We start from the raw sequence: 21,476 nt of genomic DNA, 5'->3' as shown, positions 1-21,476 counted from the left end.
TCAGTACCTCACGCGGGGGTCGATCAGCGCGGCCACGATGTCCACGATGAAGTTGGTCACGGCCACAATCACGGCAAGCAGGACCACGATGCCCTGGACGGCCACGAAGTCACGGGCCGTGAGGTAGGTGGCCAGCTGGAATCCCAGCCCCTTCCACTCGAATGTGGTCTCAGTCAGCACCGCGCCGCCGAGCATCACGGCGATCTGCAGGCCCATCACCGTGATGATGGGAATGAGCGCCGGCTTGTAGGCGTGCTTGGTCACCAGCCGGAATTCGCTGACGCCGCGCGAGCGGCCAGCCTCGATGTAGTCCCTGCCCAAGGTTCCGATCACGTTGGTGCGGACCAGTCGGAGGAAAACGCCTGCGGTCAGCAGGCCAAGGGCAACGGCCGGCAGGACCGCGTGCGCCATGACGTCACCCAGTGCTGCCATGTTGCCGCTGCGGACGGCATCCAGCCAGTAGATGCCCGTTGGCGACTGCAGGGAAGTGAGCTCCAGCTCGCTGGAAGTCTTTGCGCGCCCGGCCACGGGCAGCCAGCCGAGCCACACGGCGAACGTCAGCTTCAGCAGCATGCCGGCGAAGAACACCGGCGTGCCATAGCAAACGATGGCGAAGACGCGCAGCACGGCGTCGGGAGCGTGGTCCCTCCGGTACGCGGCGATCATGCCCAGCGGAATACCCACCAGCAGGGCGACCAGCAACGCGTTGATGGTCAGTTCCAGGGTGGCCGACCCGTAGGTGGTCAGCATTTCCGTGACCTGCCGGTTGTCCGAAAGGGTGGTGCCGAAATTGCCGGTAACAAGCTGCCCGAGGTACTCGAAGTACTGCACCAGGATCGGACGGTCATAGCCCGCCGCGGCGATCCGCTCCGCCAACTGCTCGGGAGGCAGCCTGCCGCCCATGGCCGCTGTAATGGGATCGCCCGTGATGCGCATCAGGAAGAACACCATCGTCACGAGAATGAAAATTGTAGGGAAGATCAGCAGGAACCTGATCAGGATGTATTGGCCCAGTCCCCCGCCGGACGACTTCTTCTTTGACGGCAGCAGGCCGTCGGCGTCGGTTGGCGGCGCCTCAATCAGTGTTGTCATTGGTACCTAAATGTGTGCTTCCGGCGGCCTCGTGAGCGCCGGAATCTGTTGCCCTGCTCCCGCACGAAAGGCGGGACGCCCCGCAGGCGCCCCGCCTCCTCGGCTGGTCAGGACCGGATGGAGAACTGGACCTACTTGGAAATTACGCCAAGCCGGGTCTTGAAGGATGCGTCCAGGGTCTGATCGACACCCTTGACATCCTTTCCGGCGACCATGAGCTGGGCGCCCTGCAGCAGCGGCAGTGTGGACAGGTCCTTGGCGACGGCCGTCTGGGCCTCGCCCAGCACCTTTTCGCGCTCTGCCTTGTCAACCGTGGTGAGCTGTTCCTTGATCAGCTCGGTGACGGATGCATTCTCGTAGTGGTTCTTGAGGAAGTTGCCCGGAACAAAGAACGGGGTCAGGTAGTTGTCCGCGTCCGAGTAGTCGGGGAACCAGCCCAGCTGGTACACCGGGTAGGCGTCGGCCGTGCGGTCCTTGGAGTAGGTGACCCACTCAGTGGACTGCAGGTCAACCTTGAACAGGCCGGACTTCTCAAGCTGCTCCTTGATCATGGCGTACTCGTCGCCGGAGGACTTGCCATAGTGGTCCGGGTTGTACTGCAGCTTGATGTTCACCGGAGCGGTGACTCCTGCATCGGCAAAGGCCTTCTTGGCCTTGTCGAGGCTGGGCTTGCCGTTGCCGTCGCCGTACATTTCCTTAAGCGGCTGGATAGCGCCGACGAATCCGTCGGGGACCACGGAGTACGCCGGCAGGTACGTGCCCTTGTAAACCTGGGTGGCGATGGCATCGCGGTCCACGACGTTGGCCATCGCCTGGCGGACGGCCAGAGCCTTAGCGGGATCGGCGTCGGCAGTCTTGGCACCGAACGGCATGGTGTCGAAGTTGAACACGATGTAGCGCAGCTCGCCGCCGGGGCCCTTATGGACCTTGACCTTGGAGTCCTTCTCAAGGTCGGCGGCGTCTGTTGCGGTGAGGCTGCGGCCGGCGACGTCGATGTTGCCCTGCTGGATGTCCAGCTTGAGGTTGTTCGAGTCGGCGTAGTACTTGATGGTGGCGCCGTCATTCGCGGGCTTGCCGAGCAGGCCCTTGTAATCCGGGTTGACCTTGAGGCTGACCAGCTCGTTCTTCTTATAGCTCTCGATGGTGTACGGGCCCGCGAACGGCTTGCCCTTGACGATCTCGTCGTCGGTCATGAGCTTGTCCGCCGGGAAGACCTCTTCATCGACGATCGGTCCGGAGTTGGCTGCAAGGACACCGGGGAATACCTGGTCGTTGCCGGCCTTGAGGGTGAAGACCACCGTGGTGTCATCCTTGGCAGCCACGGAATCAAGGTTGCCCAGGAGGGAGGCCGGACCATTCGGATCCGCAATGCTGACAACGCGGTCAATGGAGAACTTCACATCGGAGGAGGTGAGGGCGTGGCCATTGGCAAATTTGAGGTCCGGCTTGAGCTTCACGGTGTACTCCGTGGGGCTCGTGAATTCCGCGGACTCCGCGATGTCGGGAGTGGCATCTGCCGTACCGGGCTTGGCGTTCAGGAGGAACGGGTAGATCTGGTTCATCACCATGAACGAGCCGGCATCGTAGGAGCCTGCGGGATCGAGGGTAACGACCTTATCCGTGGTGCCGTAGGTAATGGTTCCGCCTCCGGCGCCGCCGGTGGAAGTTCCGCCGCCGCCGGACGGGCCCGTGCAGGCTGTCAGTGCAAACGCGGAAACACCCGCCAGCGCGATGGCGCTGTGCAGGGCTTTTTTGTTCATTGCCATCTGTGGACTTTCTGTTCGATGAGTACACGCGCGCCGCCCGGCAACTGGATCAGTTGGACTCGGTGGGCGGAACGTTGTCCTGATCACACGATTCAATCAGAACGCAGATCGATGAATCGTTTCATCCTGTGAGTTGAGACACAAAATTTACCTGATTGGGGCAAAACTATCGTTTTCTTCTGCGTAACGGCCGGATCGGTGCCCGGCGGAACGATTGCGCGCTGCCATTGAAGGACCCCGGTCCCCGGAATAGAGTGGGACTGCGTTGGCCGCATCACCGGATTCCTGTCGTTACCTGGCTGGAGGAAACACGTCATGAGCAAAGCCGCCCTCTGTGTGGGGATCAACGAATTCGAACATTTGCCAAAATCCAGCTGGCTGCAGGGCTGCGTCAATGACGCCCGCGACCTTGCCGGGCTGCTGGAGACAGGCTATGGATTTCCCGGCTCCGACATCTCGGTCCTGCTGGACTCCCAGGCCACGAAGGAGCGGGTCGTGGCGCAGCTTAATGCGCTGCTGGACCGCGCCGCGTCGGGCGAGCTCCAGCACATCGTCTTCACATTCTCCAGCCACGGAACGCAGATCCCCGACACCAGCGACGATGAAGCCGACCGCCTGGACGAAGCCTTCGCCTGCTACGACATCAACAACGCCGGCGACTCGTGGGATCCGGCCACCGTCATTTCAGACGACGAACTGTTCTCTCTTTTTGCACGGTTGCCTGACGGCGTGCTCATGGACGTGGTGCTGGACACCTGTCACAGCGGCACCGGCCTGAAGTCGCTGGACTTGTTGCCCGGGCGGCGGCCCCGCTTCCTCCCGGCGCCGACAGCCCGCGGCGTGGCGGCCACCGAGTTCAGCGAGCCCAGGGCACTTCGCGACCTGGTCAAGGCCGGCAGGGGGGTCAAGCCGGTGCTCCTGGCGGCCTGCCGGGCCGACCAGACGGCAGCCGATGCGTATCTGGAGGGCCGTTACAACGGCGCCTTCACCTACAACTTCATCAAGGCCGTCAGGGGCGACGGCACCCTGGGCCGGGCCGACATCCTGAAGCTGGTCAGCAAGGGCCTCCGGGCCGGCGGGTTTGACCAGGTCGCACAGCTGGAAGGCACGACGGCGGCGCGGAAGGCTCCTTGGGGCAACTGACGGAGACTCACTCCCGGCGTTCCTCCTCCGCGTGGAAGGTCGCCGCCGGCATGCTGGTTCCGGCTTCCCTTTTGATGGTTTCGAGCTTTTCCTGCTGCCACTCCGCGTCCATGACCGGCTTGAGCGCGGCGAAACACAGCCTGCCACCCTCATCAAACCGCAGCAGGCCCCCGCCACGGACCGTGTAATAGTCGCTGTCCACCCGGAGGCCCAGCTTGTTCCTCGCTTCGGATTTGGACAAGGTGACTGACTGCACGAAGGAAGCGCCTATTTCGGAGACCACGAAACCGTCCGGCCCAACACGGGTGCTGGGGCGCACCCGGTTCACCATGATGCTCGTGTCCTGGTCGATGCCGCTTGCCTCAATCAACCGCGGATTCTCCCAAATGAACCGGTTGACCTCCTCAGGGTCGGCAGCCAGTGCGGATAACCGGACAGGGTAGCGCAGATCGCGCAGATGCTTCAGCCCGTCCAGGAGTTCATCAGGTTCCGTGGAAAGGTCAATGTCCCAGAAAGCGTCGCGTACGGCTTGCCGGTATCCCATCATGTCTGTCGGCACCAGGACGGCGTCTGCTGCGAGGATCCCTCGCAGCAGATCCTCCCAGCCCGGGTCCACCGGCGGCATGTAGGCGAGGCCGCGCAGCACCATCCCCAGCATCTGATGCCCGAGGTTCGCTCCGGCTTCCGCCACCTGGTAGCGGCTCGACCGGCCCCCTGGCCTTTCCAGCCGCTGCAGCCAGAGTTTGACGACGGCGTCCAACACGGCCTTCACGGCAATCTCACCCCGCCGGTGGGGCTCGGGATCCAGCTGCCACTCGAACGGCACGTCCTTGTCGAGGGGCCGCCTTGCCGCGCCCCGTGAAAACAGTCCGTCAGCCAGCCCAAAGAGCCCGGAGGCAAGGACTTCCTTTTCCATGTTCCGGGCGGGCACGGTGCCCGGGCGGCCGTTCGGGCCAGGGACAGCCACTGATAACTGCTGTTCCACGCGTTCGGGCGATGAAAAAACGCTCAGCATTGCCACGAGATCGGCTATGCACTCGTGCAGGGCATAGCCGTCCAGCAAGGCGTCGCTATCTGTCCACTGCCGTCGATATCCGTCCAGGATCGCGTGCGTCACCTCGTGGGCCACGAGATCGTGATAAAGGCCCAATGGAACGGAACGCTTCGAGCGGTCATCGGTTCTGTGCCCAAATCGGATCAGGCCGCGCTCGCGGTTGTAGCCCGTGGAGGTGTAAGGGATCTTGTCGTAAACACTGATGACCAGCCGGTGCCCCGAGGCCCATCCCATTCGACGGCCAAGGGTTACCTCGAAGGCATGGAGTGTCGCGGTCGCCACCGCATAAACGTGCTGGGCAAGGAACCGGCTATCGGCCAGCAGGTCCTCAAGCCCGGAGGGAGCGTCCTGGTCGTCGATGCACCACTCGTTGCGGTCCACAGAGAGGGAAACGGGCCGGGGCCCCTCAGCACCGGGCGACCGCACCCGCAATGCGAACCGTGATCCCACCGGGCCGTTGATCATTCTCTCCACGGGCACCCGAATGCTGGTGGTAAGCGGTTTTCCCGATTTGCGGGTGAAGGGGCCCTCGGCAAGGGCGGTAAGCGCGACCATCTCAAGGCCATGCCCGATGCCAAGCGCTGCAGAGACCATAGCGGGCCCGCTTTCCTCAACTTTGCAGCCCACCCCATGGATCGATGGTCTGCATGAAGCCTGGTTCCCCAAGCCTCAATTATTGCGGTCGCGGGACTGATTGCCTACGGCAACCCGCCGCGGACGTCGTTATCCCGCTAGAGTGCCGCGCGCTGCAGCGAGCGCGCTGCGTCGATGGTGGCCTGCCCCAGGACCCGGCTTCCCTGGTAGAGCACCACGGTCTGTCCGGGGGCCACGCCGCGCAGCGGCGTAGTGAGCGTGACCACAAGGTTGGTCCGCTCCCCGCCGTCGTCGTCCTTCAGCAGTTCGGTGTGGGCCGTTGCAGGGACGGGATCGCCGTGGGCGCGGACCTGGGCGTGGCAGTCGAACTCTTCGCCGGTGGCGATTTCCGTAATCGGCAGGCCGGCCCAGGAAACTTTGATGCCGCGGATCTCGTCGATCGCCAGGAGAGCCTCCGGTCCCACCACCACTTTGTTTTCCTTGGGCCGGATCTCCAGCACGAACCGCGGCTTGCCGTCGGCTGCGGGGGTGCCCAGCTTGAGGCCGCGGCGCTGGCCAACCGTGAACGCGTTGGCGCCGGGGTGCTCGCCCACCTTCGCGCCGGATTCGTCCACGATGTCGCCCGTGGTCATGTCGATCTTTTCCGCCAGCCAGCCGGCGGTGTCGCCGTCCGGAATGAAGCAGATGTCGTGGCTGTCGGGCTTGTTGGCCACGGACAGCCCGCGCCGTTCGGCTTCCGCCCGGACTTCAGCCTTGGACGGCGTGTCCGCCAGCGGGAACATGGAGTGCTTGAGCTGTTCGTGGGTGAGGACGCCGAGCACATAGCTCTGGTCCTTGGCCCAGTCGGCCGCACGGTGAAGTTCAGGATTTCCGTCGGCGTCGGTGATGACCTTGGCGTAGTGGCCGGTGCAGACGGCGTCGAATCCCAGGGCGATTGCCTTCTCCAGCAGCGCTGCAAACTTGATGCGTTCATTGCAGCGCATGCAGGGGTTCGGCGTTCGTCCGGCGGCGTATTCGTCGATGAAGTCCTGGACCACGTCCTCCTTGAACCGCTCGGAGAAGTCCCAGACGTAGTAAGGGATGCCCAGGACATCGCAGGCACGCCAGGCATCACGGGAGTCCTCGATGGTGCAGCACCCGCGGCTGCCGGTACGGAGCGTTCCGGGCATCCTGGACAGCGCCAGGTGGACACCGACCACGTCGTGTCCGGCCTCGACGGCGCGGGCGGCGGCAACGGCGGAATCGACTCCGCCGCTCATGGCTGCAAGAACTCGCATGCTGTCTTTCTTTAGGGGAAGGGTTTGATTGTGGGGCTGCAGCGCGTCCCTGGCCGGTCCGGCTGGACACACTGCATGCCCGTCCATTCTACTGCCTCGGAAAAGAGACGCTTAAAACGTGCCCGCCGGCCCTTGACGGGCATCCCCCCGGCTTCTATCGTCAGGATTACTATTTTTAGAATGCCCGGCCGGACGCGCCGGCTTGCCAGGAATCGAGGGGCTCCATGCCTGTCGAACGCACCATCGAAAGCATCGTTATTGCCGGGGCGGGCCTGGCTGGCGCCACCGCTGCCCGCACCCTGCGCGGCGAGGGATTCTCCGGCCGGATCACCCTTATTGGCGCCGAACTGCACCACCCGTACCTTCGTCCGCCGCTGTCCAAGGAGTACCTGCTTGGCAAAGCCGGCGAGGAAGCCGTCCCCGTGGCGCCCGAGGCCTGGTATGCAGAGAACGACGTCGACCTCCGCCTGGGCGTGCAGGTCGCCGGCATCGATCCCGGCCCCCACACGGTACGGCTCAGCAGCGGCGAAACCCTGGGCTACGGCGCCCTGCTGCTGGCTACCGGAGCCCTCCCCCGGCACATCCCGCTGCCCGGAAGCACGCTGGACGGCGTCACCATGTTCAGGACCCTGGACGACAGCCGCCGCCTCCGGGAAAAGCTGTCCCCGGGCGGGCGGGACGTCGTCATGATCGGCTCGGGGTGGATCGGAATGGAACTCGCCGCCGCGGCCAGCACCTACGGCAACCGTGTGACCCTCCTCGGACTCGAGGACATTCCGCTGGCAGCCGCCATCGGGCCCGAGCTGGGGCGGTTCTTCCGTTCGCTCCATAAAGCCAACGGCGTGCAGTTCCGGCTCGGGGCCACCGCCGCCGGACTCCTGGGCGATTCCGGCCGCGTCACCGCAGTGGTCACCGGATCGGGTGAGGCCCTCCCGGCCGACGTGGTGGTCATTGCCGTGGGAGTGGCCCCCGAAACGGCGCTCGCGGAGCAGGCCGGCCTGGCCCTGGACAACGGAATACTGACCGACGCCGCCCTGCGGACCAGCGGACCGGACATCTTTGCGGCCGGGGACGTGGCAAACGCCCTGCACCCCTTCACCGGCCGGCACCACCGCAGCGAGCACTGGTCAAATGCGCTGAACGGCGGGAAAGTCGCGGCAAAGTCGATGCTGGGTCGGGATGCCGCGCTGGACACCATCCCGTATTTCTACACCGACCAGTACGACGTCAGCATGGAGTACTCGGGATTTCCCACCCTGGCGGCGGGCGCCGAACCGGTCATCCGGGGCTCACTGGCCAGCAAGGAATTCATCGCATTCTGGCAGCATGAGGGCCAGGTGGTCGCAGGCATGAACGTCAATGTTCCCCGCACGCAGAAAGCCATCAAGGCCCTGATCTCCAGCCGGGCGCCCATCCAGGCAAGCCGTTTGGCGGACCCCGCGGTCGCGCTGGATCAGCTCCTGGCGGACGACTGACGGGCCACCGTGGCGGCCGTCTGGATGGTCGATTCGTGGCCCGCCATCCCTGCCTGGCTGGCACGCTGATAGGCGCCCGGGAGCGCTGCCAGCAGGGCATCGACGTCGGCCTCCGTGGATGGGTGGCCCAGCGAGAAGCGCTGCGCACCCCGCGCCGTCGCCTCGTCCAGCCCCATGGCCAGCAGGACGTGCGAGGGCCGCGGAACACCGGCGGTGCAGGCGGAACCCGTGGACGATTCCACCCCGGCAAGGTCCAGCAGGAACAGCAGGGAATCGCCCTCGCAGCCCGGAAAGGTGAAGTGCGCGTTACCGGGCAGGCGGCCAACCCCGGGCGCGCCGCGGAGGACCGCCTGCGGGACGCATTCCTGCACACCGGCGATCAGCCTGTCCCTTAGCCCTGTTATGCGGGCTGACTCCCCCGGCAGGTCCTTCGTCACGGCTTCGGCCGCCGCGGCGAAGGCGGCAATCGATGCCGTGTCCAGGGTTCCGGACCTTACGTCGCGTTCCTGGCCTCCGCCGTGCTGCACCGGTGTCAGCTTCACAGACCGGCCCAGCAGCAGGGCACCCACACCCACCGGGCCGCCGATCTTGTGGCCGGAGATGGACATGGCATCCAGTCCGCTCGCCCGGAAGTCCACGGGAACGGACCCAAAGGCCTGGACGGCGTCTGAATGCACGGGAACGCCGACAGCATGGGCAGCCTCAACCACTTCCCGCACGGGCTGGATGGTGCCGACCTCATTATTGGCCCACATCACCGACACTAGGGCGATGGACTCCGGGTTCCGGCCAAGCTCGGACCGCAGCGCCGCCAGGTCCACGACGCCGCTGGAATCGACGGGCAGCCAGGAAACGTCCGCCTGCTCGTGCCGTTCCAGCCATTCAACGGTGTCCAGCACAGCGTGATGTTCGACGGCGGAGCAGAGGATCCGGGTGCGTGCCGGGTTTTCGGCGCGGCGGGCCCAGTACAGTCCTTTCACAGCCAGGTTGTCTGCCTCCGTGCCGCCCGAGGTGAAAATGACCTCTGACGGGTGGGCACCGGCAGCGGCGGCAATTGCCTCGCGGGCGTCCTCCACGGATCGTCGGGCGCGGCGCCCTGAGCCGTGCAGCGATGACGGGTTTCCGGTCCTGGCGAGCTCGCGGGTGAGTGCCGCCAGAGCCTCGGCGGCGATGGGCGTGGTGGCGGCATGATCGAGGTAAACGGACACAAGCCAATTCTAGCCGCGGCCACACAGCGGGTTCCGGCGCCGGTGTAGATTCAAGCGGTGAAAGCCTCGATTTACCTGGTGCTGGCCACCCTGTTCTGGTCCGGCAACTTTGTGGTTGGGCAGGCAGCCGTGAACACCATGACCCCGCTGGAACTCACGTTCTGGAGATGGGCGCTCGCTGCCCTGCCGCTCGTGGCGCTGGCGCACTTCGTAGAACGTCCGGACTGGCGTGCAGTCCTGGACCGCTGGCGCGTGCTGCTGCTCCTGAGCATGCTTGGCATGGGGGGCTACACCCTGCTCCTCTACACCGCCCTCCAACACACCTCGGCGCTGAACGCTTCACTGATCACTGCTGCCAATCCGGCGCTCATCGTGGTGATGGCGATCTTCTTCCTCGGTGAAAAGCCCGGCGCGCATGGCTGGCTGGGCATTGCCCTGGGTCTGGCCGGCGTCCTCCTGGTCCTGACACGCGGCGAGCTGCACCGCGCCTTCAGCATCACCTTCAATGCGGGCGAACTGCTGATGATCGGCGCGATTGTGGTGTGGGGCTTCTACACCATCGTTGCCCGCAGGCTGGGGCTTCCCGCAATTGCCGCCACGGCGGTGCAGGTGGTGATGGCCACTGCCATCCTCGCTCCGTTCGCCTTCGGCACGGGCGCGGAGTTCCCTGCGACGGCTGCAGAAGGATGGTCGCTCGCGTACATCGCCGTGTTCCCGTCCTTGGGGGCGTACCTTTTCTGGAACCTCGCGCTCAAGACAACGGCACCGGCCACGGCCGGAAACTACCTGAACCTCATGGTCGTCTTCACCGCGGCCATCACCGTCGTCATGGGGATTCCGGTCACCCTGCCCCAGGTCATCGGCGGCCTGCTGGTCATAGCGGGTGTCCTGATGGCCAGCCGGCCCAAAAAGCCGCAGGAAGTCAGGGCGGCGTAACCCTGGCGCAGCACTCACCAGGGACGTTGTTGCCCGCTATGCGGCCTTCCGCCAGGCCGCAGCCGGCAGCGGCGCCGCTCAGGAAGGCCCCGTTCATGGCGCAGACCACTTCCGAGTGGCTGTTCGCGAGCCGGTGGAACGGGCAGTTGCGGAGTGTGTATCCGCCGGCGCTGTCGGGCTCCGGCACATAGCCTTCCGCCGAGAGGAATTCCTCGAGGCTCCCGCTCCCTTCCGCCATTGCCAGGCCCTTAGCGTAGGAAGTGGCCAGGAGTGCGTCCCGGACGGGCTCTCCGGCGGCACTGGACTGTTCGATGGCCGTTGCCATCAGTTCGCCGGCGAGATCGTAGTTGCGGTCCGGCACGGAGGCGCCCACTTCGGGCTGCGCCGTCCGGTACATTTTCGCCGGCCGCCCCGAGCCGGGCCCGGCCTTGCCGCCGAGCTTGCGGAACTCAACGGTGAGGACGCCGTCCTGGACCATCCTGTCCAGATGGAACGACGCCGTGCTTCGCGGGATTCCAAGCGCGCCGGCAGCATCATCGCGCCCCACCGGGCGGGGCGATGAGGAGACGAAGCCGAACAGGTTCCGGCGGTTCTCATCGCCTAGGGAAGCCACGGCTGCGATCCGGCGGGCCCAGGGAAGTCTGCGCATGGAACACCCTAACTCTAAAAACAAGATTCATTGCTTAATTGCGAAATGCTTTCTAAAATTATGATACCTACTTTTAGAAGGAGTCCGTCATGAAATCCACCTCGGTCCTGAGTTCGCCCGGCCGCACGCTTGCTGGTGACCCGGGCCGCCAGGCCTTCCTGTTGCTGCGCACGGTCTTTACGGTCGCGCCGATCATTTTTGGCCTCGACAAGTTCACCAACCTGCTCGCCGACTGGACCACCTATTTGGCCCCGGTCGCAACGTCAGTGGTTCCGCTCCCGGCCCAGACCATCATGTACATCGTGGGCGTTGTGGAAGTGATCGCCGGCATCGCGGTGGCAGTCCGGCCGCGCTTCGGATCGATGCTGGTGGCCGTATGGCTGCTGGGCATCATCATCAACCTGCTGCTGCTGGGCAGTTTCTTCGACATCGCCCTTCGCGATTTTGGCCTGCTCGTGGGTGCGCTGGCCCTCAACCGCCTGTCACCGCGGAATTCCCGCCAGCCAAAATAGCGCGGTCGGTTCAGTTCGTCGGCGGAACAACAACCAGCCGCTCCGACACGTCCGCCCGGGCCGCGGCGAGCGCGGCCCGGTCCGGGCACGAGAGCGAAATGTAAATGGACGAACGCGCCTTGCCAAAGACCCTCGCCAGGACTGCGACCGACTTTGCGCCGGGCGCGGATCTGCTTTCGAAGGCCAGAACCTCGGCCTTGGGCCCCGGCTTGTCCGGTTCACCGCCCCAGCGCAGGGTGTCGGTTTTCAGGTAGCTGGGGAGGATCGTGGGATCCAGATATTTGAACAGCTCGACGGTGGAGGCCATGTCATCTCCGGGAACGGCAAGCGACCCCTGGTTGGAACGCACGCGGGCCGACACCACGCAGCCGTCGGCTTTGAGGTAACGGTTTTCCCCCGCCACGTTCTCCTTGACCGGCTTCCATCCCGGCGCCTCGCGGAGTCCGTCGGAGAGGCCGACGGCGGTCCCCGCGGCCAACGAGTCACCTGCGGTGAAGGGAAGGTCCTTGGCCGCTACTGCTGCCGCATCGTGGCCCGGAGTGATGGTGGGCGTTGCCAGCGTCGGGGTGGTCTGAATATCACGCGGGGCAGCCGGATCCGGGACGCCCACGCTGCATCCGGCCGAGCCGGCAACCGCCAGCGCCAGGGTGAGGGGCAGGGCCATCCGCCGCCGCACCGCGAAAACGGGTTGCCTTCGGTTTGCAGCGGGTCTTCTGCCAAGCGCTGTCACATTGCCCCCACATACCTTCTGCCGGCGGCACTCCCCCGGCCGGTCCTCCGCAAGAGTCTAGACGCTCAGCACGCCGCGCAGTGACATCAGGCATCTAAGCCAGCACCCGGATGGCGCCGGGCACCACCTCAACTGTCAGCGGCAGCGGCCCGACCCGTTCGCCGTCGGCATTAACAACAACGTTCGCGGCAGCGACGTCCACACGGCGCACCTGCCGGATATGCACCGCGCGGTGCCCGGTGTGGCGGCCGGAAAAGACCTTGGGGAAGACGGCCAGGAACTGTACGCGGGACAGTGGTTCGACGATGAACAGATCCAGGAATCCGTCGTCGAGCAGCGCGTCCGGGGTCACCTTCATGCCGCCGGCGATGGACTGCCCGTTCGCCACCGAAATGAGCATGGCCCCCTGCCGCCAGGTGTCGCCGTCGGCCGTTACCGTGTAATCGATGGCCCTGAACGTGGCGAGTTCACGGAGCATGGCAAGGTTGTACCTGCCCTTGCCGCGCGGCCAGCGCCAGGCGTTGGCGCGTTCGTTCACGGCGGCATCGAATCCGGCGGATACCACTCCGGCAAACCAGCGGGTTGTGCCGTTACCCGTGATGCGGCCCGCATCGATAAGGCGCCCGCCCGCCTTCAATGCCACCCATATCCGTTCGCAGGCGGCACGTGCATCCTTCAAGGGAAGGCCCAGCGCGCGGGCCATGTCGTTGCCCGTTCCGCTGCGAACAATGCCCAGCGGAACGCTTCCGTAAGGGGCACCTGGCCCGGCGAGTGCGTTGATGCCCAGATGGACCATGCCGTCACCGCCCACAACAACCAGAGAAGCCCGGGGGTTGATAGCAACGGCGATGATCATGCGCTGAATTATGCCAGCGGCAGGGAACCAGGACCGCGGGCACCGACGTTGAGTCTTCAGACGGTTAAACTGGGCGGACCGGACTGCCTGAGTGGACTGGAATCAACAAGAAAAAGGATCAGCTTGACCCAGGGCAGCAGCTCCCATTACCAGGTTCTTCGCCTTCCCGTGACGGCGACCGACAAAGAGATCAAGGTGGCCTACCGCAAGGCTGCCCGGCGGGCGCACCCCGACCACGGCGGAGACGCCGCCGTCTTCCGGCAGGTGACGCTGGCTTATGAGACCTTGATCGATCCAAAGCGTCGGGCAGCCTATGACCGCTCGTATGCGCACGGGTCCACGGGAGCGCCAACCTCTGAAAGCGCACATTTCGATGCGCCCGCAGCCGGGAGCCGCGCCTCGGCAACCGTCCACCGGACCAACACCCCGCGGAACACGGCTGGCGACCCGCCGGTGTACGTTCCGCCGTTCGATCACCCCGAGTCCGGCAGCGTCCCGCTGATTCCGGAGGAACTGGCCAGCCGCCAGGTCCATGGAATGCCGCGGAAACGCGGAATCTTCGGGGCGGAAGCCCGCATCCAGCGGGAGATGCGGACAGTCCAGCTGATCAGCCGGCAGGTCCTCCCGGCCATCCCCGCGGCCCGGCTGGTCAACGGGCTGCAGTCGCCCGCAGACAACAGCCATATCGACCACGCGTTGCTGTCCGGCTACCGGCTGGCGCTGATTGGATCCATGCTGTTGCCCAAGGGTGCCTACGCCTGGAACGGAAGCACGCTGACGCACGGAGGCCGGTCCATTGCGCCGCCGCAGCTGGCGCACATCGTGCGGCGCATGCAGGACATCTTCCCGGAACTCAACGTGACGGGCTGGACCGTCATCCATAGCCCTGATGGCAATCTCCATGAACCGGTAATCGACCACCACCGCCGCTCACCCCGCGGGGACGAAACCGTCCAGGTGGTGAACGGAGCCGGGCTGGTCCGCGGTCTCAAGGAATTCCTGAGCTCCGGGCCTGCGCCCAATACGGTGAACGTCCCGGCCCTGGCAAGACTGCTCCGCGGAATGCACTGACGGGCCGGCCGTGCGCAGGAGTGCACCGGCCTTGGCTAGGATGGGACGGTGTTCCGCATCCTCTTCCACACCCCTGAAATTCCCGGCAATACAGGCAACGCCATCCGGCTCGCTGCCATCACCGGCGCCGAACTGCATCTGGTGGAGCCATTGGGCTTTGATTTTTCCGACGCCAAGCTCCGCCGTGCAGGGCTGGACTACCACGACCTCGCCGTGGTGACGGTGCACAAGAGCATCGAGGCTGCCTGGGAGGCCCTGCAGCCCGAGCGCGTATATGCCTTCACGTCCGACGGCGAAATTTCCTACGCGGACATCAGCTACCTCCCCGGCGACGTCCTCCTCTTCGGCCCGGAATCTGTCGGACTTCCCGAGGATCTCAAGCATGACCCGCATGTGACGTCCCGCGTGCGGCTGCCAATGCTGCCGTCCCTGCGGTCCCTGAATCTTGCCAACGCTGCCTCCATCGCGGTTTTTGAAGCCTGGCGCCAGAACGGCTTTACCGGCGCCAAAATCTAGGGGCCGACACGCCCGAAGGCTTCCCGGGTGACCCGGACCGGGGCGCAATTAATGGACTTTCCCGCCCATCCGTCCCGCTATGCATTCCGAACTACCTGTAGAGGCTAATCCGGGCCCCCACAGGATCGCGAGGAGCGGCAGGTGACCACATTGCACGTCCGCAGGTTCCCCGCGAGGGAAGTCGCCGCGCACAGTGAGCCTCCCAGCGGCGCCGATTCCAATGGATCATCCCCCGCCGACTTATGCTTGAGAGTGATGGAAACCCCCAACGCCCCAAACCCAGAGGCTACCGCGTCCCCTGGCACCGCCGCCGACGTGAACCGGCGGCTCGGTGACCTGCTGGCACAAATCGCCACCGGGGACCAGGGTGCCTTCGCGGAGTTTTACGAACTGACTTCCCGGCGTGTCTTCGGAATGGCCCGACGCGTCCTGATCGACCCCGAGCTCAGCGAGGACGCCACCCAGGAAGTCTTTCTCCAGGTCTGGCAGAACGCGGCGAAGTTCAATCCGGAGGCTGGCAGCCCGCTGGCATGGCTCATGACCATTTCGCACCGGCGGGCAGTGGACAAGGTCCGCTCCTCGCAGTCATCAAACGACCGCGAGGCGAAATACGGCGCGAGCAGCCAGGAAATCGACCATGACTCCGTCTCGGACGAGGTCGGGAGCAGGCTGGAAGCCGAGGCCGTCGTCAGATGTCTGGACACGCTCACCGAGACGCAGCAGCAATCCGTCCGGCTGGCATACTACGGCGGGCTAACGTACCGCGAAGTCGCGGAGAAACTGGACGCCGCCGTGCCCACCATCAAGTCCCGCATCCGCGATGGACTGATCCGCTTGAAGACCTGTCTGGGGGTGAGTTGAGATGACCGACATGAACCAGCCGAACAACAGCTCCGCCGGAATGTTTGCCCACGATATCGCCACGGACCTGGCCTCCGGCCGGGCAGTGGAGCTGGCCGAACTGTATGCCCTGGACGCCGTGGGCCCCGCAGAGCGGGCAGCCATTGAGGAATACATCTCGGCCGCGCCCGGGCCGGAACGGAACGCGTTTGATGAACGCGTCCGCCGGGCACGGGAAACGCTGGCCGCCACCTTTACTGCGGAGGAGGAACCGCCCGCAGAGCTGTTCGACCGCATACTGGCCCAGCTGCCTGCGCAGCTTCCGGCCCAACCGGAAACGGCACAGCCGCGGACGGTTCCCGCTCCCGCTCCTGCCAGCCACGAGCGTCCCCTTGAATTGGGTAGGACTCCGGCGACCGATGAACTCGGTGCTGCCCGTCAGCGCCGTGAAGAACGACGCCGGGCACCCGGGCTCCGCAACTGGCTGGTGGCCGTGGCCGCCGCGGCTGTTATCGCGCTGGGCGGCGTGGGAGTCGGCGCCTATGTGGCCAACCAGAACGATCCGCTCAACCAGGTCCTCCAGGCCCAGGATGTCCGGCAGGCAACCGTTGAAGTGAGCGGCGGCGGTACGGCCACTGTCTCCATTTCCTCGTCCAAGGACGCTGTTGTGGTCAAGATGAACGGTGTCCCGGCCCCTCCCGCCGGCAAGGTGTACCAGATGTGGCTCATCCCCAAGGACGGTTCCGCTCCGGTTTCGCAGGGGCTCATGGATGCCGAAGCACTGTCCAAACCAGCTGTGGTTAAGGGCATTGGTTCGGCGGCGGCGCTGGGCATCACCGTTGAACCGGTGGGGGGCTCCGCTTCACCCACACTGCCGACAGTGGCCGCTGCCCCTCTGGGAGCGTAGCGGGGCCGCATGAATGCGGGCGACCCTCCGGCTGTCTTCTACGACAAAAGCCGCACAGGCCTGGCTCCCCACCTTTTCGAGGGGAGCCAGGCCTGTGCGGCTGCTCGGCTCACGCGAGCCGTCCTAAGGAAATTGCGCCGCTATATTATCAGCGACAGCAGCATCACGAAGCCGAAACCAACCACCGAGATCAGCGTCTCCATAACTGACCACGTCTTGAACGTCTGCCCAACGGTCAGACCGAAGAGCTCCTTGACCAGCCAGAAGCCGGCGTCGTTGACGTGGGAGAGGAAAAGCGAGCCCGCGCCAATGGCGAGCGCCAGCAGGGCCGCGTGGGTCGGGGTTAGCGAACTTGCCAGCGGAGCCACGATCCCGGCTGCCGTCACCGTCGCGACGGTGGCGGAGCCGGTGGCCAGCCGCAGCGCAACGGCCACGATGAAGCCCAGCACCAGGACCGACATGTTGGTTCCTTCGGCCCACTTCTTGACGGCGTCGCCGACGCCAGCCCCGATCAGGGTCTGCTTGAAGCCGCCACCGGCTCCCACGATCAGCAGGATTGCCGCGATGGGGCCAAGGCTGGCGCCGATCTTATGCGTAATCCTGGTGCCGGTGAACCCCACGGCGTACCCGAAGGTGACGATCGCCAGCAGCACGGCCAGGGTCATGGCAACAAGAGGCTGGCCAACGAAGTCAAAGAAGATCCGGACCGACGGTGCAGTCTTCGGGTCCGGCCAGATGATGTCCACCACGGCCTTGAGCAGCATCAGCACCGCCGGGAAGATGATGGTCAGCAGGGTGACGAGGAACGTGGGCTGGCGCTTGACGCCTTCCATGTCCGCACCGTGCTGGGTGTCGATGCCGCCGGCCACGGCGGGCGCACCCACCGGAACCCATTTGGCAGCCAGACGCGAGAACAGCGGCCCGCAGATGATGACCGTGGGGATGGCAACGAGGATGCCCAGCGCCAGGGTGGTGCCGAGCTCGGCCTTGACCGCGCTGATGGCAATCAGTGGTCCGGGGTGCGGCGGCACCAGTCCGTGCAGCACAGAGAGGCCGGCCAGGGCAGGAATGGCGATGCGCATCAGCGGCATCTTGGAACGCTGTGTGACGAGAACAATCACCGGCAGCAGCAGCACCAGTCCGATTTCGAAGAACATCGGCAGCCCGATGATCACCGCCACCAGCGTGACCGACCAGACCACCTTGTTGCCACTGGCCTTCTCCAGCAGGGTGTCCACCACGCGGTTGGCACCGCCGGAGTCTGCCAGAAGCTTGCCGAGCATCGCACCGAGGGCGATCAGCAGGCCGACCTCCTTCAGGACGCCGCCCACTCCGTCTTCGAAGTTGGTGATGACCTTGGCCAGTTCAACGCCGGACGCCAGGCCCACGAACGCGGAGCCGAGGACGAGCGCCAAGAAGGGGTGCAGCTTGAGTTTGGCGATCAGCACCACGATGAGTGCGATGCCGATTGCCGCAACCACCAAAAGCTGGGTGTCGTGGCCGGTCCAGCCCTCGACGGCAGCAGGCAGCTGCGTTGCTATCTGAGAATTCAATGTGTGTTCCTAAGTGCGGATAGCGGTATTCACGGCGTAGCGGCGTCTGCCGCTACCAAATGGAGCCGGTTGATTATTTCCTGGGCCTCTTCCGACGGCAGGGCCGAGACGCACAGGGAGATGAAGTTTTCGTCGTCGGTGGGCGCTTCCAATGCATCGAACTGCGATTCGAGCAGGGCCGGCGGCATGAAATGCCCGTGACGCGACGCCAAGCGGTCCGAGATCTTGTCCTTGCTTCCCTGCAGGAAGACAAACACCACGCCCTCGCCGCGGAGGACATCGCGGTACACCTTCTTCAGTGCAGAGCAGGTGATCACACCCGGCGTTCCGTCCTGGGTGTGAGCCCGAATCCATTCCGCTATGGTTTCGAGCCACGGCCACCTGTCCTCATCGGTCAGCGGCTCACCGGCCTGCATCTTGGCGACGTTCGACGCCGGGTGCAGGTCGTCGCCTTCCGCCATGTCCCATCCGAGTTTGCCGGCCACGAGGCCGGCCACAGTTGATTTTCCGGATCCTGAGACGCCCATGATCACCAGTACCGGTTGCTGCGCAGTCTTCGCCATCAAAGTCTGCCTTCCTGAATAAATATGATTTAAACAGAGGCCAGCTTATGACATGGGTTACACGCGGGCAACCCTAGAACCCGGCGATGGTCCCGGAACCGTTGATTGTGACGACATGAAACGCCTCGGCACTGCGCCCGTCGGCCAGCCCCGCCCGCGATCCGGTCGCCAGCATGAGGGCACGGACTGTGCGGTCCATGGCGTCCAGGTCCGGGTGCTGGCTGGCGTGCACATGGATGGCCGCCAGCTTTTCTCCCACATGCCCCGTGACGTCCACAAAATGGTTTTCCCGCTCCTCAGGACCGGCAAACAGCCATAGCCAGGGCAGCTTGTAGGCTTCAAGGCCCGCCTCGGCCAGGTCCGGATAGGCGAAGGGGTTTTCCAGGGCCGGGTAGACCGCCCGCGTGACGGCCTCGCCCACGGCGAGGTGGTCCGGGTGGCTCTTCTGGATGCGGTTCCAGTTACGCTCGGGATGCATGGAAAGCACGACGTCGGGACGGATCTCCCGGATCAGCTTCACCACTCCCCTCATCACCTCGTGCGTCGGCTCCAGGTAGCCGTCCCGCTCATGGAGATAGTGGATATCGGTGACCCCGACCAGCGCGGCGGCGCGGCGCTGTTCCTCCGCCCGCATCGCCACGATCTCGTCGCGCTGCCCCGGGTCGAAGCCGCCGGCGTCGCCATCGGTCATGATGCAGTAGCTGACTTCAACCCCTGCCGAGGTCCAGGCAGCGATCGTTCCGGCGGCGCCGAAGTCGATATCGTCCGGATGGGCGGTAAAACAAAGGACCCGCTCAACCCGGTGGTGGTCCGGGTTGAACGGGCTCTGCGCCGCAGCGTTGGTACTCAACTAATCAGCCTTTGCGTTTCTTGATCTCTTCGGTCGCCTGCGGAAGGACCTGGAAGAGGTCTCCGATAATGCCAAAGTCGGCGATCTCGAAGACCGGCGATTCGGCATCCTTGTTGACGGCAACAATGACCTTGGCGGTCTGCATGCCGGCTTTCTGCTGGATGGCGCCGGAGATGCCGGCCGAAATGTACAGCTGCGGGGAAACCGTCTTGCCGGTCTGGCCCACCTGCGCATCGTGGCCGATCCAGCCGGCGTCGGTCGCGGCGCGGGACGCACCGACGGCGGCACCGAGGGCGTCGGCGAGTTCCTCCACGGGACCGAAGTCGCCGTCGACGCCGCGGCCGCCTGCCACGACAATCCGGGCCTCGGTGAGGTCCGGACGGCCGCTGGCGGGCTTGTCCTTGCGGCCTATAATGCGGGCAGCGCCGGCTGAGGCGGATTCGGGAACCTCAACAGTGAGGACCTCCGGGCTCGCTGCCGCAGCCGCGGGCTCCGGTGTGACGCTGTTCGGCTTGACCGTCAGCACGGAGACCGCTGTAGTGGCCTTGGCCGTGGTGGTGTAGGAGCCCGCGAGCACCGACTTGTGGGCCGTGCCATCCGGGTCCACCGCCACGACGTCGGTGATGACGCCCGCGCCGAGCTTGATGCCCAGGCGGGCTGCGATCTCCTTGCCGTCGAACGAATTCTCGAGAAGCACTGTCGTGGCACCAGAGGCCGCGACTGCCCCGGCAAGGTAGGCGGCCTTAGGGCCGACAAGGTACGCGTCCAAGTCGTCGGACGACGGCCGGAAGATGGTGGTGGCGCCGTTGGCACCGAAGGCGCCGGCGACGTCGTCGTTCAGCGGGCCGTTGACGGCGACGGCCGTGTCACCGAGCGAACGGGCGATCGTCAGCAATTCCAGGCTGCTCTTTTTGAGGGCCTGGCCGGGGTTGTCAATGAATACAAGTACTTTTGCCATGTCTGGAATCCTCTTAGAGCAGCTTCTGGGCGGCCAGGAACTCGACCAGCTTGATGCCGGCGTCGCCTTCGTCGGTGATGATGGTGCCGGCGGTGCGCGGCGGGCGGGCGGCGGCCGTCTGCACTTCGGTCCAGGAACCGGACTTGCCCACCTGTGCGGGGTCAACGCCGATCTCCGCGAGCGTGAGGGTGGTGATGCTCTTGCGCTTTGCCGCGATGATTCCCTTGAAGTTGGGGAAGCGCGGCTCGTTGATCTGGTCGGTGACGGACACGACGGCCGGCAGCGTTGCCTCGATCGTGTCGTAGTGCGTGTCACTGTCGCGGCGGGCAATGACGCGGCCGCCGTCCACTTCCAGCTCGGAGGCGAACGTGACCTGCGGAAGGTCCAGCCGCTCGGCCAGCTGCGCAGGCACGAGGGAGGTCTCGCCATCGGTGGACGCCATGCCGGTGAGGACCAGGTCCACGGGGCTGTCCGCGCCAAGGTGGCGGACCGCTGCTGCCAGCGCAAAGGACGTCGCGGCCGCATCAGAACCGGCCAGCGCGTCGTCGCGGAGGTGGACGCCTTCGGTGGCGCCGATCTGGAGGGACTTCTTGATGGCGTTGACGGCGCCGGCGGGGCCCATGCTCAAGGCGATGACCTGGTTGCCGGCCTTTGCTCCGCCGCGGGCCTCTATCAGCTGCAGGGCAGCCTCCAGGGCGTATTCGTCCAGCTCGGACAGGATGCTATCGGCGCGGTCCGTGGTGTTGTCCTCGCCGCTGAGGTGACGGTCCAATTGCGCGTCCGGTACATGTTTGACCAGAACGATGATCTTCAATGTCTCTTCCACTTTCTGTACAGCAGCCTTCCATGCTTGTGGATAGCCAGCCGGGTGAGGTTATGGCCGCGGATCTCCCCCGGGGTGCGGGTAGAACCAAGCTAACCATATA

21 protein-coding genes are annotated in these 21,476 nt (G+C 65.2%); 8 read left to right on the top strand and 13 right to left on the bottom strand.

What is annotated here, in order from left to right; genetic code table 11:
- Together AB0N24_RS01940 and AB0N24_RS01935 are read right to left on the bottom strand one after the other, a co-directional pair.
- Entirely contained in the window at window positions 1-1,092 is a 1,092-nt protein-coding gene (locus AB0N24_RS01940) for an ABC transporter permease (RefSeq protein WP_364119657.1), read from the bottom strand.
- A 131-nt stretch (window positions 1,093-1,223) separates the two neighbouring features.
- The gene (locus tag AB0N24_RS01935; protein ID WP_364119654.1) at window positions 1,224-2,858 is read right to left on the bottom strand and encodes an ABC transporter substrate-binding protein; all 1,635 of its coding nucleotides are present in this window, start codon (window positions 2,856-2,858) and stop codon (window positions 1,224-1,226) included.
- Window positions 2,859-3,173: 315 nt separating this feature from the next.
- Between AB0N24_RS01935 and AB0N24_RS01930 the strand changes: the two genes are divergently transcribed.
- Window positions 3,174-4,001, top strand: a complete 828-nt coding sequence (locus AB0N24_RS01930) for a caspase family protein (RefSeq protein ID WP_364119651.1) — start codon at window positions 3,174-3,176, stop codon at window positions 3,999-4,001.
- A gap of 7 nt (window positions 4,002-4,008) precedes the next feature.
- On the opposite strand, the gene AB0N24_RS01925 is transcribed toward AB0N24_RS01930, so the two are convergent.
- Window positions 4,009-5,649: a hypothetical protein gene (locus tag AB0N24_RS01925; RefSeq protein WP_364119649.1), complete on the bottom strand. Its 1,641-nt coding sequence runs from the start codon at window positions 5,647-5,649 to the stop codon at window positions 4,009-4,011.
- A gap of 137 nt (window positions 5,650-5,786) precedes the next feature.
- Window positions 5,787-6,908 carry a tRNA 2-thiouridine(34) synthase MnmA gene (gene mnmA, locus AB0N24_RS01920; RefSeq protein ID WP_364119740.1) on the bottom strand — a complete coding sequence of 374 codons (1,122 nt, stop codon included), beginning with the start codon at window positions 6,906-6,908 and terminating at the stop codon, window positions 5,787-5,789.
- Between the two features lie 242 nt (window positions 6,909-7,150).
- On the opposite strand from mnmA, the gene AB0N24_RS01915 reads away from it, so the two are divergent.
- On the top strand, window positions 7,151-8,401 hold the full coding sequence (locus tag AB0N24_RS01915; protein ID WP_364119646.1) for an FAD-dependent oxidoreductase: 1,251 nt from the start codon (window positions 7,151-7,153) through the stop codon (window positions 8,399-8,401).
- On the opposite strand, the gene AB0N24_RS01910 is transcribed toward AB0N24_RS01915, so the two are convergent.
- On the bottom strand, window positions 8,380-9,609 hold the full coding sequence (locus tag AB0N24_RS01910; RefSeq protein ID WP_364119643.1) for a cysteine desulfurase family protein: 1,230 nt from the start codon (window positions 9,607-9,609) through the stop codon (window positions 8,380-8,382). The genes AB0N24_RS01915 and AB0N24_RS01910 overlap by 22 nt on opposite strands.
- Window positions 9,610-9,666: 57 nt before the next feature.
- On the opposite strand from AB0N24_RS01910, the gene AB0N24_RS01905 reads away from it, so the two are divergent.
- On the top strand, window positions 9,667-10,545 hold the full coding sequence (locus AB0N24_RS01905) for a DMT family transporter (RefSeq protein ID WP_364119640.1): 879 nt from the start codon (window positions 9,667-9,669) through the stop codon (window positions 10,543-10,545).
- Here AB0N24_RS01905 and AB0N24_RS01900 read toward each other — a convergent pair.
- On the bottom strand, window positions 10,532-11,194 hold the full coding sequence (locus AB0N24_RS01900; RefSeq protein WP_364119637.1) for a transcriptional regulator: 663 nt from the start codon (window positions 11,192-11,194) through the stop codon (window positions 10,532-10,534). The genes AB0N24_RS01905 and AB0N24_RS01900 overlap by 14 nt on opposite strands.
- A gap of 89 nt (window positions 11,195-11,283) precedes the next feature.
- Between AB0N24_RS01900 and AB0N24_RS01895 the strand changes: the two genes are divergently transcribed.
- Window positions 11,284-11,706: a hypothetical protein gene (locus AB0N24_RS01895; protein ID WP_364119634.1), complete on the top strand. Its 423-nt coding sequence runs from the start codon at window positions 11,284-11,286 to the stop codon at window positions 11,704-11,706.
- 10 nt (window positions 11,707-11,716) lie between these two features.
- On the opposite strand, the gene AB0N24_RS01890 is transcribed toward AB0N24_RS01895, so the two are convergent.
- Complete coding sequence (locus AB0N24_RS01890) at window positions 11,717-12,370, bottom strand: hypothetical protein (RefSeq protein WP_364119631.1); 654 nt, start codon at window positions 12,368-12,370, stop codon at window positions 11,717-11,719.
- Window positions 12,371-12,530: 160 nt separating this feature from the next.
- Window positions 12,531-13,292, bottom strand: a complete 762-nt coding sequence (locus tag AB0N24_RS01885) for a diacylglycerol kinase family protein (protein WP_364119628.1) — start codon at window positions 13,290-13,292, stop codon at window positions 12,531-12,533.
- Between the two features lie 123 nt (window positions 13,293-13,415).
- On the opposite strand from AB0N24_RS01885, the gene AB0N24_RS01880 reads away from it, so the two are divergent.
- The 4 genes from AB0N24_RS01880 to AB0N24_RS01865 all read left to right on the top strand — a co-directional run bounded on the left by AB0N24_RS01880 (window position 13,416) and on the right by AB0N24_RS01865 (window position 16,626).
- Entirely contained in the window at window positions 13,416-14,363 is a 948-nt protein-coding gene (locus tag AB0N24_RS01880) for a J domain-containing protein (RefSeq protein ID WP_364119625.1), read from the top strand.
- A 48-nt stretch (window positions 14,364-14,411) separates the two neighbouring features.
- On the top strand, window positions 14,412-14,879 hold the full coding sequence (locus tag AB0N24_RS01875) for a tRNA (cytidine(34)-2'-O)-methyltransferase (RefSeq protein WP_364119622.1): 468 nt from the start codon (window positions 14,412-14,414) through the stop codon (window positions 14,877-14,879).
- A gap of 255 nt (window positions 14,880-15,134) precedes the next feature.
- Entirely contained in the window at window positions 15,135-15,740 is a 606-nt protein-coding gene (gene sigK, locus AB0N24_RS01870; RefSeq protein WP_364119619.1) for an ECF RNA polymerase sigma factor SigK, read from the top strand.
- Between the two features lies 1 nt (window position 15,741).
- A complete protein-coding gene (locus AB0N24_RS01865; protein WP_364119617.1) occupies window positions 15,742-16,626 on the top strand; it encodes an anti-sigma factor in 885 nt (294 codons plus the stop codon).
- Between the two features lie 140 nt (window positions 16,627-16,766).
- Here AB0N24_RS01865 and AB0N24_RS01860 read toward each other — a convergent pair whose 3' ends face one another.
- The 5 genes from AB0N24_RS01860 to AB0N24_RS01840 form a co-directional block, all read right to left on the bottom strand.
- Entirely contained in the window at window positions 16,767-18,179 is a 1,413-nt protein-coding gene (locus AB0N24_RS01860; RefSeq protein ID WP_364119614.1) for a gluconate:H+ symporter, read from the bottom strand.
- 29 nt (window positions 18,180-18,208) lie between these two features.
- Window positions 18,209-18,742 (bottom strand): gluconokinase, encoded by a 534-nt coding sequence (locus AB0N24_RS01855; protein ID WP_364119611.1) that lies wholly within the window; start codon window positions 18,740-18,742, stop codon window positions 18,209-18,211.
- A gap of 73 nt (window positions 18,743-18,815) precedes the next feature.
- Window positions 18,816-19,592, bottom strand: a complete 777-nt coding sequence (locus tag AB0N24_RS01850) for a PIG-L deacetylase family protein (protein WP_364119608.1) — start codon at window positions 19,590-19,592, stop codon at window positions 18,816-18,818.
- Window positions 19,593-19,596: 4 nt separating this feature from the next.
- Entirely contained in the window at window positions 19,597-20,550 is a 954-nt protein-coding gene (locus AB0N24_RS01845; RefSeq protein ID WP_364119605.1) for an electron transfer flavoprotein subunit alpha/FixB family protein, read from the bottom strand.
- Window positions 20,551-20,563: 13 nt separating this feature from the next.
- Window positions 20,564-21,364: an electron transfer flavoprotein subunit beta/FixA family protein gene (locus AB0N24_RS01840; protein ID WP_364119602.1), complete on the bottom strand. Its 801-nt coding sequence runs from the start codon at window positions 21,362-21,364 to the stop codon at window positions 20,564-20,566.
- Window positions 21,365-21,476: the final 112 nt, after the last annotated feature.

This window comes from Arthrobacter sp. NPDC093128, from assembly GCF_040683875.1.
Classification (GTDB): Bacteria; Actinomycetota; Actinomycetes; order Actinomycetales; family Micrococcaceae; genus Arthrobacter.
This window is presented reverse-complemented; position numbering and strand designations above follow the sequence as displayed.

Coding starts and splice junctions, on each gene's coding strand:
- AB0N24_RS01940 (WP_364119657.1), bottom strand. CDS start 1,092: ATGACAACACTGATTGAGGCGCCGCCAACCGACGCCGACGGCCTGCTG.
- AB0N24_RS01935 (WP_364119654.1), bottom strand. CDS start 2,858: ATGGCAATGAACAAAAAAGCCCTGCACAGCGCCATCGCGCTGGCGGGT.
- AB0N24_RS01930 (WP_364119651.1), top strand. CDS start 3,174: ATGAGCAAAGCCGCCCTCTGTGTGGGGATCAACGAATTCGAACATTTG.
- AB0N24_RS01925 (WP_364119649.1), bottom strand. CDS start 5,649: ATGGTCTCTGCAGCGCTTGGCATCGGGCATGGCCTTGAGATGGTCGCG.
- mnmA (WP_364119740.1), bottom strand. CDS start 6,908: ATGAGCGGCGGAGTCGATTCCGCCGTTGCCGCCGCCCGCGCCGTCGAG.
- AB0N24_RS01915 (WP_364119646.1), top strand. CDS start 7,151: ATGCCTGTCGAACGCACCATCGAAAGCATCGTTATTGCCGGGGCGGGC.
- AB0N24_RS01900 (WP_364119637.1), bottom strand. CDS start 11,194: ATGCGCAGACTTCCCTGGGCCCGCCGGATCGCAGCCGTGGCTTCCCTA.
- AB0N24_RS01895 (WP_364119634.1), top strand. CDS start 11,284: ATGAAATCCACCTCGGTCCTGAGTTCGCCCGGCCGCACGCTTGCTGGT.
- AB0N24_RS01890 (WP_364119631.1), bottom strand. CDS start 12,370: ATGGCCCTGCCCCTCACCCTGGCGCTGGCGGTTGCCGGCTCGGCCGGA.
- AB0N24_RS01885 (WP_364119628.1), bottom strand. CDS start 13,292: ATGATCATCGCCGTTGCTATCAACCCCCGGGCTTCTCTGGTTGTTGTG.
- sigK (WP_364119619.1), top strand. CDS start 15,135: ATGGAAACCCCCAACGCCCCAAACCCAGAGGCTACCGCGTCCCCTGGC.
- AB0N24_RS01865 (WP_364119617.1), top strand. CDS start 15,742: ATGACCGACATGAACCAGCCGAACAACAGCTCCGCCGGAATGTTTGCC.
- AB0N24_RS01855 (WP_364119611.1), bottom strand. CDS start 18,742: ATGGCGAAGACTGCGCAGCAACCGGTACTGGTGATCATGGGCGTCTCA.
- AB0N24_RS01845 (WP_364119605.1), bottom strand. CDS start 20,550: ATGGCAAAAGTACTTGTATTCATTGACAACCCCGGCCAGGCCCTCAAA.